14 protein-coding genes, 2 pseudogenes and 1 riboswitch are annotated in these 16,449 nt (G+C 49.9%); of the genes and pseudogenes, 4 read left to right on the forward strand and 12 right to left on the reverse strand.

From position 1 onward, the window contains the following. The first annotated feature begins 116 nt into the window (after nucleotides 1-116). Nucleotides 117-581 (forward strand): annotated as a pseudogene (locus KGF65_RS04750) (NUDIX hydrolase). Nucleotides 582-940: 359 nt separating this feature from the next. Here KGF65_RS04750 and KGF65_RS04755 read toward each other — a convergent pair. Together KGF65_RS04755 and KGF65_RS04760 are read right to left on the reverse strand one after the other, a co-directional pair. Beyond that, nucleotides 941-2,533, reverse strand: a complete 1,593-nt coding sequence (locus tag KGF65_RS04755; protein ID WP_101872617.1) for an HIRAN domain-containing protein — start codon at nucleotides 2,531-2,533, stop codon at nucleotides 941-943. Between the two features lie 371 nt (nucleotides 2,534-2,904). Next, nucleotides 2,905-3,249: a helix-turn-helix domain-containing protein gene (locus KGF65_RS04760; protein ID WP_216748162.1), complete on the reverse strand. Its 345-nt coding sequence runs from the start codon at nucleotides 3,247-3,249 to the stop codon at nucleotides 2,905-2,907. 167 nt (nucleotides 3,250-3,416) lie between these two features. Between KGF65_RS04760 and KGF65_RS04765 the strand changes: the two genes are divergently transcribed. Continuing rightward, nucleotides 3,417-4,442 carry a zinc-binding alcohol dehydrogenase family protein gene (locus KGF65_RS04765; protein WP_216748180.1) on the forward strand — a complete coding sequence of 342 codons (1,026 nt, stop codon included), beginning with the start codon at nucleotides 3,417-3,419 and terminating at the stop codon, nucleotides 4,440-4,442. 175 nt (nucleotides 4,443-4,617) lie between these two features. On the opposite strand, the gene KGF65_RS04770 is transcribed toward KGF65_RS04765, so the two are convergent. From KGF65_RS04770 to thiM, 5 genes are all read right to left on the reverse strand, one after another. Beyond that, nucleotides 4,618-5,346, reverse strand: coding sequence for a gamma-glutamyl-gamma-aminobutyrate hydrolase family protein (locus KGF65_RS04770; protein WP_101872615.1), 729 nt, complete (start codon nucleotides 5,344-5,346; stop codon nucleotides 4,618-4,620). 82 nt (nucleotides 5,347-5,428) lie between these two features. Continuing rightward, entirely contained in the window at nucleotides 5,429-6,628 is a 1,200-nt protein-coding gene (cytX, locus tag KGF65_RS04775) for a putative hydroxymethylpyrimidine transporter CytX (RefSeq protein ID WP_101872614.1), read from the reverse strand. Next, entirely contained in the window at nucleotides 6,625-7,281 is a 657-nt protein-coding gene (gene thiE, locus KGF65_RS04780; protein ID WP_216748163.1) for a thiamine phosphate synthase, read from the reverse strand. Before thiE ends, cytX begins: the two co-directional genes overlap by 4 nt. Further along, entirely contained in the window at nucleotides 7,271-8,095 is an 825-nt protein-coding gene (gene thiD, locus KGF65_RS04785; RefSeq protein ID WP_003637362.1) for a bifunctional hydroxymethylpyrimidine kinase/phosphomethylpyrimidine kinase, read from the reverse strand. The genes thiE and thiD overlap by 11 nt, the downstream gene beginning before the upstream one ends. 25 nt (nucleotides 8,096-8,120) lie before the next feature. Further along, nucleotides 8,121-8,912, reverse strand: a complete 792-nt coding sequence (thiM, locus tag KGF65_RS04790; RefSeq protein ID WP_216748164.1) for a hydroxyethylthiazole kinase — start codon at nucleotides 8,910-8,912, stop codon at nucleotides 8,121-8,123. 79 nt (nucleotides 8,913-8,991) lie between these two features. Then, a riboswitch (TPP riboswitch) is annotated at nucleotides 8,992-9,097 on the reverse strand. Nucleotides 9,098-9,257: 160 nt separating this feature from the next. Here thiM and KGF65_RS04795 point away from each other — a divergent pair. Then, complete coding sequence (locus tag KGF65_RS04795; RefSeq protein ID WP_105923448.1) at nucleotides 9,258-10,229, forward strand: zinc-binding dehydrogenase; 972 nt, start codon at nucleotides 9,258-9,260, stop codon at nucleotides 10,227-10,229. A gap of 289 nt (nucleotides 10,230-10,518) precedes the next feature. Here the strand turns inward: KGF65_RS04795 and larE are convergent, their stop codons facing one another. From larE to larA, 5 genes and pseudogenes are all read right to left on the reverse strand, one after another. Next, complete coding sequence (larE, locus tag KGF65_RS04800) at nucleotides 10,519-11,349, reverse strand: ATP-dependent sacrificial sulfur transferase LarE (protein WP_050338349.1); 831 nt, start codon at nucleotides 11,347-11,349, stop codon at nucleotides 10,519-10,521. A 23-nt stretch (nucleotides 11,350-11,372) separates the two neighbouring features. Next, nucleotides 11,373-12,089 (reverse strand): D/L-lactic acid transporter LarD, encoded by a 717-nt coding sequence (gene larD, locus KGF65_RS04805; RefSeq protein ID WP_050337983.1) that lies wholly within the window; start codon nucleotides 12,087-12,089, stop codon nucleotides 11,373-11,375. 4 nt (nucleotides 12,090-12,093) lie between these two features. Further along, nucleotides 12,094-13,465 (reverse strand): annotated as a pseudogene (gene larC / locus KGF65_RS04815) (nickel pincer cofactor biosynthesis protein LarC). 30 nt (nucleotides 13,466-13,495) lie between these two features. Then, the gene (gene larB, locus KGF65_RS04820) at nucleotides 13,496-14,257 is read right to left on the reverse strand and encodes a nickel pincer cofactor biosynthesis protein LarB (protein ID WP_050337986.1); all 762 of its coding nucleotides are present in this window, start codon (nucleotides 14,255-14,257) and stop codon (nucleotides 13,496-13,498) included. A gap of 1 nt (nucleotide 14,258) precedes the next feature. Continuing rightward, nucleotides 14,259-15,533, reverse strand: a complete 1,275-nt coding sequence (gene larA / locus KGF65_RS04825; RefSeq protein WP_216748165.1) for a nickel-dependent lactate racemase — start codon at nucleotides 15,531-15,533, stop codon at nucleotides 14,259-14,261. 250 nt (nucleotides 15,534-15,783) lie between these two features. Between larA and KGF65_RS04830 the strand changes: the two genes are divergently transcribed. Continuing rightward, nucleotides 15,784-16,449 carry a Crp/Fnr family transcriptional regulator gene (locus KGF65_RS04830; protein WP_003637353.1) on the forward strand — a complete coding sequence of 222 codons (666 nt, stop codon included), beginning with the start codon at nucleotides 15,784-15,786 and terminating at the stop codon, nucleotides 16,447-16,449.

The raw sequence follows: 16,449 nt of genomic DNA on the forward strand, positions 1-16,449 counted from the left end.
GAACGCACCCGATTTCACGCGGTTTCAGCTAACTCTGTAGAAATTTATCAACTCACCACTTTCAACGGCAATAATCGGTATAATAAGGGTAATCAAACTAGAAATGAGGTTTCGTCATGGCAAATTATATTAAAGAAATCCGGGCCTTAGTCGGTCACAAACCAATCATTTTAAACACCGCAGCTGGTATTTTGGTCAATGATCAACAACAAGTCCTACTGAATCTGCGCACTGATACGCATAACTGAAGCTTACCCGGAGGCTATTTGGAATACGGTGAGACGTACGCAGCAGCTTGCGTCCGGGAATATAAGGAAGATAGCGGGATCGACGTTGAAATCGTTGATCGCATCGCCATCTTCGACAAGGGCGAGACAGCTTATCCTAATGGCGACGTCGCCCAGACAATCAGTGCCCTCTTTTTGGTCAAACCAGTTGGCGGTCAAGCATTGACCCACGCCACTGACGAAACGCTCAAACTAGATTATTTCGACTTCGACAACTTGCCACCATTATTGAATCAGCAAAACGCCGACATGATTCACGCGGGGCAACAATATTTACAGACGCATCCTCAGTAGACTCAGTGTTGATGCAATCAGTCCGACAGTGGATGCGCTGCCGATGAAATTTGGTCACTCCGTCATTCGACCGCCGCTTGCGACTATCACTTGGCGATTATCGTCACTCGCAGTCGTAGCGGTTGGTCTCGGTGGCCATCGATTGCTAGTGACTTTATCAGCGATAAGCGCGCTAAATAAAAACGTTCGCTGCTGCTATGCGTGAGACGCTGCAGTTACGGCCCCTTTTAGACGCTAAATAGACGGTTCAAGAAAGCTTCCAATTCTTGAACCGTCTATTTTTGGGATTATTTGATTTTCTAGCCTAAACCGCCTATTCGGTGAGTGCTTCTGTCAGCCACGTAAACAATTTTGACCATTCATTCAACATCATCATTCCAACCACGAAGAAAGATGCGTAACCAGTCGGGGCTTTCGGTGGTGGGCGTCATTTGTGGATGCTCCGGGTCAGCGATGATTGCAATGCGGGCAATTGCCGTTAACGGTACCTGTTGAATTTCAAACATCGCATAGTTATAAAATGCCAGGCAACCAATTAGTTGGGACTCATCATCCTTAGTTGCCGTACTGAATAACTGCAACGGATAAATGACGTGATCGACCATCCCGACCGTGGGCTGATAATAGTGCATCGTCGTGATTTCATGATAGACGACCGCGTGAATCAAGGCTTGTAGCAACGTTTCGTCCACGTCTTCAGTGCTGGTAGCCGCTAACTGTACGTATTGTTGGTAATTAGCCAGTGCATGATAAGCTTGGTCTCCAAGTGTTTGGCGGATTTTTTCGACCGTAATGGCTGTCACACTTGGCTCTAAGCGCTGACCACCCTGATAATTAGGCAACGCCGACACTAGGATGGCAGCGAGCTCTTGTTGGGTGAAGGTCGCGTGCGTTTGACTCGGCGTCTTAGGTTGATACGGCACCACTGGTTGAGAAGTAAATTGCAAGGCCAGTTTTAGCGCCGGTTGCACCCGTGGATCGCCAAATGGGGCCCAGCTAACCATGAACCCGGCCTGTTCGTGTGCCTTGAGCTGGCCAACACGATAAATCACGGCCGCCTGACTGCCATCATCGACTAAATTATCATTCAAATCGGTCCGCGCTTGCGCACTGAGCCCGACCACGTAGAAACTGCTAGCATTAGTCAATACTGCCGCCGAGATGCGATCATCTTGCCAGCGCTGGACGACATCCGCGGTAGCCGTCACCTGGCACGTGACGAGACTGTTGGCCGGAACTTGTGACCAATCCGGGGTAATCAAATAACGTTTGGTGACTTGCAAGGCATCATCCGGCGTCAACCAGGGCGACAGTGGCACGCGTTGATAATTGATAGGCCGACCATTGCACAGTACGACTAAGGTCCCTAATGGCGTTTGCAATAAGTGCTTGGGCATCGCCCCCAGTGAGGTTGATTGTGTCGTCAACTGTTGACGCGCCTGCATCGCTTCTACCGAACTTTCGCCAGTAGTCGTGCGCCAGACCATCACGGATAGATGCTGCTGCTTTTTGTCCAATTCGGTCACTGTACCGTACAACAGTTGACCTTGATCCATCAAGGCAGCATAGGGCTGATTCTGGTAACGAGCAATATAGCCCAGTTTTTCATGCTGGCACGTCCATACTGAGATGGCATTGTCATCATACTGATTGTTAGACTCGCGTTGCAACAGCACTGGTAAGCCGACTTCTAGTTCAGCCAGCACTGGAATGATATTGTCAATGTATCGTTGACCAACGACCGCAACGGTATCCAAGGCTAGCCCGGTTGCTTTAGCTGGTTTTTGTTCAGTTATCTGAACAATATCAGTTATAGCAATCACCTCGACTGGTGCTGTTTCTGGTTCGATTGGCCGTGCCAAGATTTGTTGTCCCTGATTAACGACCGCAATCACGCGATACGTCTGCTGCTGATTGGTCGTAATGCGCATACCCATTTCAATTTGTTTCACAATATCACCCCCACATTCAATTTAAACTACCTCTATTATACGTAACCGCTATCATCATTGATAGTTTAATGAGTCGTTTCGCAATTTCAGCTTACATAGCTGGCCACTGGGTTGTGATACCTCTTGGCTGTGATGAAACAACTTGTGTGACCAAATGTTTCACGTGAAACATTCTGCGCCAGTTACACACTCGAGAAACTTGCGGTTAGAAAAGCCTCTTAGAACCAGCAACAACCAATCCTGATAACAGGGCTGGTTTCACAGCAGTATCCTTACACCAACTCGACGCTATCCATCATGTACGCATCAGATCAAGCTACCAAGCCTAGTGCTAGCCCGGTCATTAACCCACGTCAGTTTATGTTTCACAGTCAATCTGCCACTTTACGTGCGTTATACAGCCGACCCCATTTCTCCATTTCCATCACGACTGGCTTTAGTGTCAGGCCAAAATCAGTGAGGCGGTATTCGGTCTTAGGCGGAATCACCGGATACACCCGCTTGCTAATCAGCTGATCGTGCTCGAGCTCCTGCAATTGCAATACCAGCATCCGGCGCGAACAATCCGGCATCCGTTTCTGTAACTCGCTGAACCGACAAACACCACTCGTTAACAAATGATACAAAATAACGCTCTTCCACTTGCCAGCAATCACTTGTAAGGTACTTTCAACCGGGCACCCTGCCTGGCAGTCAAAAATCTTTCTCGTATGCATACACAATCCCCATTTCTGATGGTTAACTTATAAGCAGTATACCATTCACGCGTCAGCCTGAGACCGTTACACGCTTGTAACTAAGTGCAAACAAATTCACGTCTTGTTTTTGACTCACAACGTCGTATATTTAAGGCAAGCTAAGGGGGATGTTACTCATGAAGAAAATGAAGGCAGTTGGTTTCTATGCACCATTACCCATTGAATCACAAGACAGCTTACAAGATGTCACGCTTCCTGTGCCCGTCGTCAGTGGACATGACTTGTTGGTCCAAGTTGCGGCTGTATCCGTTAATCCAGTCGACGTTGGGGTTCGTCATGCCAAACGGCGGCCGCTTTCCGCACCAAAGATCATTGGTTGGGATGCTTATGGCACCGTGACAGCGGTCGGTGACCAGACCAGTCTGTTCAAGGTGGGTGACAAAGTCTACTATGCGGGCTCGTTCAAACGGCCCGGCAGTGACAGTCAATACCAGCTCGTAGACGAACGCATCGTCGGCTTGGCGCCCAAAACCATCCGACCAGAAGAAATTGCAGCCATGCCGTTGACGGCCCTGACTGCCTACGAAGCACTATTTGAACAGTTACAGATTCCATTGACCGCGCCCTCACAGTCGCAACCCTCAAAGACGATTCTCATAATCAATGGTGCTGGTGGGGTTGGTTCCATTGCGACCCAGTTAGCGAAGTTAGCCGGCTTGACCGTAATCTCAACCGCCTCACGTCCGCAAAGTATTGCCTGGACAAAAGCACACGGCGCTGATTTCGTCGTCAATCACCGCAATGACTTGGTCCACGAAGTCCATCAACTCGGACTGAAATACGTGGACTATATCTTGGAGCTGAACGACCTTGATGGCCATTGGAATGAAATGTGCGACTTAATCAAGCCATCCGGTCACATCGCTTCAATTACGGAAAACCACCGCCCCATCAATCTCAAAAAGCTGACTAAGAAACGTGGCACTTTTGCCTGGGAGTGGATGTACGCGAAATCTTACTACGGCACTGATGACCTGCAGTCTCAACATGAGATTCTCAATCAAATTGCGGCTTGGCTGGACCAAGGCCTGATTTCGTCCACCCTCACCAAAGCACTGACACCCATCAATGCCGCCAATTTGCGGCTGGCCCATCAGCTGGTTGAAAGTCAGCATATGATTGGGAAAGTTGTGGTTAGGGGTTGGGATTAAGGGCGTGAGTCCCATTATATTAAGTCACGCGAATACACACAGATTGAACAGTAAAATAATCACCCCGAGAATTTGTGGAGATTCTCGGGGTGATTATTATTTCTAGCGCAAGGTCCTACTCGACGCACGCTATTCTGGTTCATTTACTTTAATCACTGTATCTCGATTCACCCATTCAGCAAGCCGCCACAAACCGCGCAAACAGTTGTGCTTGAATCGAATCAGCTTGCTGCATCATTTCAGGGTGCCACTGAACGCCTAATTGTAAGGCGCCATCCGTCGATTCGATGGCTTCGACGACCTGGTCTGAGCTCTGAGCAACAGCTTGAAAGCCATCCGCCACCTGCTTCAATGCTTGATGGTGGAATGAATTGACCGCCAGCTTGGTCGTTCCTAAGTATGTCGCCAAGGTCGACTCAGGGGTTACGGTCACTTGATGACTACCATAAGCGGCTAACTGGCCCTGCATGTGTTTGAGCGTTCCTTGCCCCGCCGGTAGATAACTCATGTCCTGATACAAACTACCACCGTAGCACGCGTTCAAAATCTGCAAGCCACGGCAAATGCCTAAAACGGGTTTATCTGCCGCGTGGGTCGCCCGAATCAGCGCCATTTCATACTGATCTCGTTCTGGGTCGATCCCACCCAGCTTGGGCTGTGGCTCCTCACCATACGTCGCGGGGGCCACGTCTGCGCCACCGCATAACAATAAGCCATCAATCAGCGTGACGTAACGCGCAATCGTTGTCTCATCCGTCGTCACTGGCAACACTAGCGGCACGCCACCATTAGCCGTAATCGACCGCAAATAATCGCGGTTCACGTAATCGCGTTGCCGGCCCGGAAACATCCGACTGTCGACCGTAATCACACCAGGTGCAATGCCAATAATTGGTTTGCTCATTCTCTTTGCCCTCTTTCCAAAAAAATCCCACGGTAACTGAATATTACCAATGGGATTATCATTTACTTTTTATTAGAAATTGTCAACGACTAAGCTCGCCGCGCGTCAGTGGCGCTAGTTTGACGACTAAGCCACTCAACCAGACCGCTAACCCTAAACCAACTAGCACTAATAGCGTCGTGCCACCAATAAAGTCTAGTTTTTGGAGCTGATAGTACGCAACGATGCCAATCACCCACCAACTAAAATTGAGCCAGTATGGTAACGTTGCTTTGCGGATAAAGTAGGTGACGAAGATAATCGCGTACAATGGCGTGAAGACAGAACCAATCAGGTACAAGAAGTTCTCATAGTAGGTCATTGCCACGGTCAACGCAATCACCAGCCCCACGACGGTCACGCCAATTGCGAGTCGGTTAATATGCCGACTACCGGTCAAATTCGCCAGACTGGTGGCCGCCGAATACGTATCCAAGAAAGTCGTCGTGACCGTTGAGAAGACGATGATCAGTAACGCAATCAGCCCGAGACCTGAGCGTGTCAACAGGGCCGTAATATCGGTTTGGCCTGTTCGCAAAACGACTAACAACCCAGTCACAAACATCACGATGCTCCCAAGCATGTAGCCCCCAGCGCTGACCAGTGCAACGGGTAACGGTCGGTCAACCCGCTGCGTGTAATCCCCAATCAGCGGTAACCAGGACAGTGCCATCGTGACGTTTAGCTCGACTGCTTGACCAAAAGTCAGGCTGTCTGCCGGTAGCGAATGTGCGGTGGCGGGAGCCATGAAGACCATCGTGAGCATCAGGACGGTCCCAATCACGAGTAAACCGACCACGAAATTGTTGATTTTGAATAGGAGCTGACTGCCCATCAATAACCAACCGATAATCAGAACAGCCACAATCGTTGCCATCAAGATAGGACTTTTGAAGCCAAATAGCTGCCCGCTGATACTGTTCATTGCTAGCTGGGCATTGACGATCATGACGGCGGTCCAACCGACCAGTTGTAAGGCATTTAGCCCAGAAGCTAGCCAGACACCACCCTGACCAAACGCCAGCTCAGCTGAAGCCAACGCCGAGCGGTGCAGCTTGGCACCTAAGTACCCAGCTGGCACCAAAAACAGGCCACAGCCAATCAGGTGGCCGAGGATAATCGCCGCTAACCCGCGCGTTAACCCTAACGGCGCAATCAACGTTCCCGTCAGGATTTCGGCAATTGAGATGGCCGCCCCGAGCCAGAGCAAGAATTGACTACGAAACAAGCGCCCTGTCTTCATAGTTGCGCCTCACTTGCCGTTAGCATTGCCTTAACCGTCGCAGCCATATCAGGACTCTGCGCTAGCATTGAAATCACCGCTGCACCCGCAGCTCCCGTCGCCGCAATCGCCGGCAGCTGGTCGACCGTAATCCCACCAATTGCGACAATCGGCCGTTGTGACGCTGCCACTAATTCCCGTAAGCCAGCTAACCCAACGACTGGATCCGCGTCAGCCTTCGAATTGGTCGGAAAAATCGGCCCACTGCCGATATAAGCAATGCCATCAATCTGATTAGCCACTTTAATTTCTGCTAATGTCGAACAAGATAGTCCCACAAATAACTGTCCTGCGACCCGTTCAATCACTTGTGTCACGCGGTCATCGCTTTGACCGACGTGAATGCCATCCGCCTGCAATGCTAAGGCCAGTTCCACATCATCATCCACAATAAACGGAACGTGCGCGTCTGAACAGCGCTGGCGTAATCGCTGACCAAGTGTCAACCGTTGGGCGGCCGTCAACTGACTAGCGCCCTTATCACGATACTGAAAAGCCGTAATGCCGGCGTCGAACGCCGTTTGTATGACCGTTTCTAAGTCGCGACCCACCACGTCTTGTGTGCCACAAACAAAGTAGGCGCGTAGTTGGACTGGTTCAAATTCAAGCGTCATGGATGGTCACCTCCTCACTGAGCGCTGCCCAATGATTTAAGGGACCGTGACCATGCCCAACTTGGATACCGTCTTGAATCGTTCCCGCCACGTAAGCTTTCGCTGTCTGAATGGCAGCTGCCATGGACTGACCCTTCGCGAGTTCTGCGGTGATGCAAGCCGACAACGTATCGCCAGTGCCGTGCGTCCGCACCGTTTCGATTCGGGGTGCCGACATCCAAAAGGCAGTGCCATCCGCCAACAACACAAAGTCATTCGCCAAATCCGGATTGTCGCCGTGGCCGCCCTTAATAATGACCGTCGCCGCACCTAAATCCTGTAATGCGTGCCCGGCTGCGACCATGTCTTGATTACTGGTGATGTGGTGTCCCGTCAACCGTTCAGCTTCTGGTAAGTTGGGCGTCACCACCGTTGCCAATGGGAGCAACTCATCACGAACCGTCTGAATAGCATCTTCAGCCAGCAGTGCTGCGCCACCTTTGGCAATCATGACTGGATCGACCGTCAGTGGTCCAAAATCGACTCGTTTTAAATTTTCAACAACGGCATGGACGTGTTCAGCATCCGCCAACATCCCAGTCTTACAAGCGCGAATCTTCAAATCCGCCGCCAATGAGGCAAACTGTTCATCGATCAATTTAGTTGGCATCGCCATAAAATCTTGCACGCCCAACGTATTTTGCGCCGTCACGGCAACGACGACTGCGGTCCCAAAGACGTGCCGGGCTTGCATCGTTTTCAGATCAGCCATGACACCGGCGCCACCGCCGCTATCCGTCCCGGCAATCGTTGCAACTTGTGGAAATTCATTCATAAAACTCTCGCGACCCTTCACTTATTTAGTTTAATTTTGCAATTGCTTGAATCTCTTGCACCGAGACGAGGCTCAGCCGGTCGATCAAATCGATGGCAAACGTCGCCGGCCGCGCAGCCGTCATCTGACTAGCGACCAATTCGCCAGCACCCGCCAAGACGACGCAGGCCACTTGAGCCGCATCATAAATAGCTGTCGGGCTCACCGCGGCAAACGCGACAACGATGCTGGATAACAAGTCTCCCGACCCGACGTGTAGCTGAAAGAGTGGCGTTCCATTGGCAACTTTAGCGACCCGTTTGCCATCCGTAATAACATCCGTGGGGCCCGACAAAATCACGCAACAGTTAAATTGCTGCGCACACCGTTTGGCAATTTCGACCACGTCACCCTGGCCCGCACCGGCATCAATGCCCTTCGCTTGCCAGTCGATGTCAGCTAGCGCGGCAATTTCGCCCGCGTTTCCCCGAATCACATCGACCGAAAACTTGGCTAATAGGTCCAAAGCGACTTGTTTACGATAGGGCACCGCCCCCACCGCAACCGGGTCCAGCACAACTGGCTTATGATACTGATTAGCCAACTTTCCAACAACGGCCATTTGATTGACCTGTTGCGTCGTCAACGTCCCCATGTTAATGCAAACTGCCCCCGCAATTTGGACTATTGACTCCGCTTCCTGTACTTCTGCTGACATAATGGGCGACGCGCCCAGCGCATTCAACCCATTGGCAACGTCCTGGACCGTGACAAAGTTGGCGATGTTAAAAACGATTGGATTTTGATCGCGCAACGTGTTCAATAATTGTAACGTCATTTCAAGTCTCCTCCTTAGTCCTGGTCACGGCTAATAAAAAACGACCACTGATCAACTTACATCGATCCAGTGGTCGCTAATAGTAGCAATGACACTTTCCTACGCAAGTTTGAGCTTACAGGTTCGAAGGGATCGGCACTTACAGCACCATCTCAGCCCATTTTTGGACACCCCTAGTGTTTTGAGAATTCAATTGTTACCCTCTAGTTTACCGATTGTAACCGGTAACGTCAATCTTTGTGTCAGCCCATTATTCGCGCAAACACAACGTATTATCGTTTAATCTTCATTGACGTAATGGTTATAATAAAGACAACTAAACTTTAAAGAAAAGAGTGATTGTCGATGCAAGCACTAGTTGTCCCTGCGCCATCAGATCGTTCCTTAGAACAGCTTGAATGGCAAGAACGGCCCATGCCTGAGCTGGGAGCCGACGAAGTTTTGATCAAAACGCAAGCAGTCGGTCTCAATCCGGTTGATTACAAATTAGTCCTAGGTGGCGATGACGCCTGGAAATACCCCCACATTTTAGGCCTGGACGTGGCCGGAATCGTTGAAGCGGTCGGCGCTAAAGTCACTGACTTTGCCCCTGGTCAACGGGTCTGCGGTCACGCGAATCTGGCCAAAGATGGGACGTTTGCGGAATATACCTGCTTGCCCGCTGCCGCTCTCGCCAAAATTCCAACGACCCTCAGCTTCGAAACTGCCGCGGCCAGTCTCTGCGCTGGTTTGACCGCCTACCAGGCTTTGTTACGCAAGGCCAACCTGAATGCGGTGCACACCGTCCTCATTCATGCGGGTGCCGGCGGTGTCGGCAGTATGGCCATCCAGTTGGCGAAAGCTGCGGGCAAAACGGTCTATACGACGGTCTCACAACGCAAACAGGCCTTTGTCGCACCGCTTCATCCTGATGCGCAAATCGATTACCGCCATGAAGACGTGACGGCTAAGATTCAAGCGTTGACCCAGCAACGGGGCGTCGACTTGGTCGTCAACACGATCGGTAATCCTGAGGCTGACTTGCCCCGCTTGGCCTACAACGGACAGCTGGTTTGCATCCTCGAGACGCCTCAGACTTTCCCAAAGAACCAAGTCGTCAGCGTTAGCAAGCTCGATTTAGGTGGCGCCCATCGCAGCGGCAATCCTGCCCAAGTCGCAGACCTCGGTCAAATGGCTGCAGCCCTGTTAGCTCTGATTGAAGCCGGCAAAGTCGACCCCTTGATCAGCGAAGTCTTGAAGCGCGACCAACTTGTTGATGGCTTGCAGCAACTCCAAGCAGACCAAGTGGCCGGTAAACTAGTGGTAACGTTTGACTAAGGGTTGCCACGTTTGTTCACCATGATTCAGTTATCTCAACAATTTTCAACAAACGCATTTTAACGCAGCATATCAAGTCTCGTTGTTACGCTTGCTGAACGGTGATTTTGACAGGCCTAATCGAATCTACAGAAAAATGCACTTCAAGGGCGGCCTTGAAGTGCATTTTTGGGGTGTTAGCCAATGACCATCATTGGTAGAAATTCGGCTGGTATCATCGTCATTGGCGCCATGGACGAACAGACCCGTTTGCCGCCACCTCCTCGTCCATGGTGGACTAAATCAATTATTAAGCAAAGGTTGCCAATTGGGCCTTCGTCAAGGTGTCGTTCATGCGACCACTACGGAAGCCGCCCAAGTCAAGGGTCACGTAACGGAAGCCTAACGATTGTAATTGACGGTTGACACGGTCGTTGAAGACCAAGAAGTCGCCAATGCGTGCTTCTGGTAATTCGATCCGCGCAATGTCATCGTGGAACCGGACCCGCACCGTTGGGAAACCTAAGTCCCGCAAGTACTTTTCTGCGGCCATCACTTGGGCAATGTTGTCATGCGTCAACGTCGTGCCATATGGGAAACGTGAAGATACGGAGCATGAGGCCACTTTGTTCCAGTTCGTTAATCCAAGTTCTTGTGCTAAAGCCCGTACATCCGTTTTGAAGAAGTCGGCTTCTTGTAATAAGCTCCGAGCGCCCGCTTCAGTCCGTGCCTTCAATCCTGGCCGATAATCATTTTCGTCATTTTTGATCATGCCATCTAGAACGGCGGCACTCCCATTGTTTTCAGCAATGGCGTTCAACCGGTCGTAGAATAGTTTTTTAGCATAGTACCAACTGTCAGGCGTATTGTGTTTGATGTGGTCGTCACTCAAATAATCGAGAGTCGTCCCTTGTACGTCGGCGCCTAATTCTTCGGCTAAACTAATGGCTTTGTCGAACTCTTCATCCGTGAATAATTCTGAATTGGCGACAACTGCCGTCACGTTATCACGGCCCAACACATCCAAGGCCATTTTTAAAACTAGGGTACTGTCGATACCGCCGGAAAAGGCCACCGTGACCCGTTTTAAATCTTTTAAGGCGGCGATTAAAGTTGCTTTCTTCGTTGCTAAAGTTGTCATAAATTCCATTCTTCTCTCTTAATTTAATTAATCCCAAAAAAGCCATGCATGAACCAAGCGGCACAGGCAGCACCGACAAATGGCGCGATGCCGGGAACGATGATGCCATATTGCCAGTCACTATCCGCTTTGTTCGCAATCGGTAAAATCGCGTGAGCAATCCGGGGCCCCATGTCACGCGCTAAGTTCATCGCGAAACCAGTTGGGCCACCTAGTCCCATCCCAATCGCCCAAACGAGCAGGCCAACGCCAATTGGCACGATCCCCGGCGTTTTGATCTCAGAGATCGCTAAAATACCAGAAATGAAAATAAAGGTATCGAATAATTCCACAAAGAAATTCCGCGGTAAGTTCCGAACGGCTGGCGCGGTACAGAATAAATTCCGAATCGTGATTGGTGAGATTTCATCCGTCGACGCTTTGAAATGGTCGGCATACATGATCCAAACAATCACTGAACCGACAACGCCACCTAACACTTCGGCAATCGAATACGGAATGAACGCTGACCAGGACAGGTTTCCTAGTAAACACTGTGCGAGCACCATGGCCGGGTTGATACAAACGTTGCCAAAAATGAACAGCGCGATGCTGATTCCAAACCCCCACGTCGTAATCGCAAAAATATGACCGGAACCCCGGTACTTAGTGCCTTTCAACACGGAACTACAATGAACGCCCACCCCAAAAATAATCATGAGGGCCGTGCCCATAAACTCGGCAATTAGCTGATGTCCCAAAAAATTACGCCTCCTCTTCAATTTGGTCTACAGCAACCAATGCTGCCTGGTAGACCGTCCTAAACGGAATATGCAACTGTTGCGCCAGCTGTGCGCAATCCGCATATTCCGGCATTGTCTTCTTAATATCTTGATAGGTCGCCACTTTAACGCGAACGGCCCCGTACGGCGTTGCGACGGTCAAAAAGTGCCGTTGCATAATGGCGCGCTGCCACGTTTGGTAACGCACACCAATCGTCGTGGTCTCCTGTAAAATCAACTTGGTCAGTAAGTCTTGATCGTCAACGTTTCCCAATACCGTTAACTTAATCGCTGGCCGATCTTTTTTCATCTGAATCGGGGTAAAAAACACATCGTATGCGCCCGCCGTTAATAACTGGTTCATCACGTAACCCAGTCCCTCACCCGTCTGGTCATCCAGATTGGCCTCAATCATCAAGACCGCATCGGCCGTCTGTTCAACGACTTGCTGACTTAGTTTTTTTTTCGAATAAGACCGCTCGCAACGCGTTAAAGCCACCCGTATCTCGTTTGCCAAACCCATAACCGACCTTCGTGGCAACGGCACGTTCTGGTAACGGCCCGAAGTCTTGTACTAACGTCTTCACAATGCCCATCCCAGTCGGCGTGATCAATTCTGTATGCACATCTAACCGTTGCTGAATCGGAATCGCGCTTCCGACTCGCATCTGCATCACCGCCGGAACGGGAACTGGCATCTGTCCGTGAGCCACGTTGATAAAGCCGCTGCCATCACTTAAGGGTGACGACAGAATCGTATCGATCTGCATCAATTCCAACCCGACGCAGCAACCGACAATGTCGACGATTGAATCCAGTGCGCCCACTTCATGAAAATGCACCTCAGCTAGTGGCATGTGGTGAACCGCCGCCTCTGCTTGCGCGATTTCCATAAAGATCTCTTTCGCGTGGTGTTTCACGGTATCTGATAAATCACTCGTATCGATTAGCTGTTCAATATCTGCTAAATGGCGCGCTTCGTGATCGTGATGATGCCCGGCCGCATGGTCATGCTCGTGTGTATGCTCATATTCATGCACATGATCATGGTCATGTTTATGGTCATGGTCACATTCACGTTTATGTTCACATTCATGCTCATGTTCATGATGATGTCCATGTTCATGATGTTGTTCCACAAAGCCATGGTCCTTGCCACCAGCGACCTGAACGTCAAAACTCGTGCCATAGATACTACTCTGAGCTTCCCGGTGGCGGGTCAATTCATAACCGTGTACGTGTAACTTAGCCAATTCGGTTTTTAATTGCTCAAAATCAAGGCCTAAATCGAGTAGCGCGCCCAGAAACATATCACCGCTGATTCCCGAAAAAGCATCTAAATAAAGTGTTTGCATTCGTCTTCTCCTTGTTCAGTTAACTGAATCTTACATTTGATTGATCATACTAGCCGAATAGGCGGCGCCAAAACCATTATCAATATTGACCACGGTAATCCCCGACGCACAGCTATTGAGCATCGTCAGTAACGCGGTCATGCCTTGAAAGCTGGTTCCATAGCCGATACTCGTGGGCACAGCAATCACCGGTTTGTCGACTAAGCCGCCGACAACACTGGCCAGTGCACCTTCCATCCCAGCAATCACGATCACCACCCGGGCGCCACGAATCACATCGAGTTTGGCAAACAGTCGGTGAATTCCCGCAACGCCGACATCATAGACCCGTTCAACGCGATTACCAAACGTCTCGGCCGTGACTGCAGCTTCTTCGGCGACCGGTTGATCGGACGTTCCCGCCGTCACTACGGCAATGTAATCTTGAGTTTTCGGTGCCGGTCGTTCCCCGACCGTCATACACTGCGCCGTCGCGTGATAAACGGCCGTTGGCAATGCCGGCTGCAGTGCCGCAAATTTGTCTGCAGATAACCGGGTCGTTAAAATCGGTAATGCTGACGTTGGTGCCGATACCGACTGCTGTGATAACGCCTTAACGATGCCGACGATTTGGGTGGCCGTCTTACCCGCACCGTAAATGACCTCAGGAAAGCCATTGCGGCGTTGCCGGTCTAAATCGACGTTTGCAAAACCCAGTGCCGCTGTCTTGTCCGCTTCTAACTGTTGTGCGGCCGCCGTCGGACTCAATTGCCCAGCCGCTACTTGTTGTAGGATTTCTGTCGTGGTCGCCATGCTACTTCACAATGACGCCTAAGCCATCAGGAACGACCGTTACTTTGGCTGCTTGCCCCTCACGCGCATAGGCCTTTGCCATCGCTTCATCAAGGGTCGTCGCCAATTCCATGTGCATATTGGTAATCAAGTCTGGGTCGACCAGATCAGAAACAAAGATCACATGATGATGCACGAGGATGCGGGCAAAAATTTGCGCTGTCCACTGGTCTGGAATCGTCTTGAGCCGCAGCGTGTTGATTGCTTGGTCCAAAAATTCCTTGGGGTCGTCAACGTCGGCTAAATTATGATAAAAGCCGTCGCCACCGTGACCATCACGCGCACCGGCTACCATAATGATCGTGCCGCCTTCCTTATTGGTTGCTTCGGCCGCCGTCATCCCTTTAACGGCTTGATAAATATTTTGATCAAGCGGATAACCACCGTTAGTCGAGATGGCAATATCACAGTCGATCGCGGGCACACTGGAGAGTTCTTTGACAAAGTCACAACCCACTTTATGGGCCGCTTCCATATCGCCGGCAAAGGAGCCAATGATTTTTTTATCTTCGTCTAACACGACGTTGATAATGAACGCCAGCTTAGCCGTCCGCGCGGCGTAAACCATGTCTTTGTGAATCGGATTATGCATTAAATTCCCAGTCCGCGCTTTAGGTGAATTAATAAATTCGCCCGAGTGATTCGCCATGATGGTCTTATATGAGGCGATGCCCGGCAAAACCGACTTGCGCCCACCTGAAAAACCAGCAAAAAAGTGGGATTCAATGAAGCCTTCAGAGATCAGTAAGTCTGCTTCGGCTGCGACTTTATTAATAATGCAATCGCCACCAGATGGCAGCTGGCCAATTTTGACCATACTACTGTCGTCAGTCGAAACGTGCATCACGATTTCCTCATGATTGACGATGTCTTCACCATACTTATTAACGAGTTCTTCGTGCGTCGAAGGCCGATGGAAGCCGGTCGCGACTAGAATTCGAATCCGGGCATCCGGTGCTACTGACCGAATCCGCCGCAATAGAATTGGCGTGATAATGTGGGAAGGAACGGGGCGCGTGTGGTCTGAGCTAATAATGACGATATTGTGCTTACCACGTGCGAGTTCTTCTAACTTAGGCGTGCCGATCGGATTGTCTAATGATTGTTCGACCGTTTCCTGTTCTGATAATTTGTTATGATATGTTGCAGCTTGCGACACTAACTTACCGGCATAATTTTCATCGCTAATTTCAGCCGTAAGTGTGCGCTTGTCATAGGGTAAATCAATTGAAACCATGACTTTGAGCCATCCTCTTTCCTCAAAAGCTAATTTTTGCATGCACGTTTTGTTATACTAGTAGTCGCGACGGTTGTCAGCTACATTTCAAGTTTTCAAAAATAGTTAACAAATGTATACTTTAAATGCGATTGTCACAATCACGAAAACCGCTATGCTTAAGAAGCGTCATTGTCGTGATTAGCGTTGAGAATCGCTATTTTAATGCACTCAACCTTAAATTTATTCACGAAAGAACTGAAAAACTAAGATGGTATTAACTGATATTGAATATTTACTGAGTTATTTGGAAGCCCATCACGTGCCAACGATCCAGAAAAAGCGGCACACTTATTTGACTTATCATGGTCTGGCCGAGCATTACACCTACGTTTTGAAGGACGGCATTATCAAAAACAGCATTATTTTGCAAGACGGGCGCGAATATAATTTGTCTTATATCGCCAAACCAGATGTGATCTCCCTGTTGCGCGATGAGGTCTCCCGATCGACTGACCAGCCGTTTAACGTCCGCATCGAATCCGAATACGCGACCTTTTATCAAGTCAATCGCGTCGCCTTTTGGAAGTACGTCAATAGCACGCCGGAGCTTCAAAATTACGTCAAGAACTACTACCGCAAAAAGTTGTCCGAAAACATTTTGCGCCTACAGCGAATGGTGATGAATGGCAAGAAGGGTGCGATTTGTGCGTTTATATATAGTCTGGTGGATTTATTTGGCCGCAAAGTCAACGATGGTATCCTGATCGACTTCGTGGTGACAAATGATGACATTGCGGGCTTCTGTGGCATTAGTTCCCGCAGTAGCGTTAATCGAATGTTGAAAGAATTGCGCACGGATGGCGTGATTACGGTCCAAAATCACAAGTTTATTATTCAAGATGTCAGCTACCTCTTAGACCAAATTGCAAATTAG

This window comes from Lactiplantibacillus sp. 30.2.29 (genome assembly GCF_018991255.1).
Classification (GTDB): Bacteria; Bacillota; Bacilli; order Lactobacillales; family Lactobacillaceae; genus Lactiplantibacillus; species Lactiplantibacillus pentosus.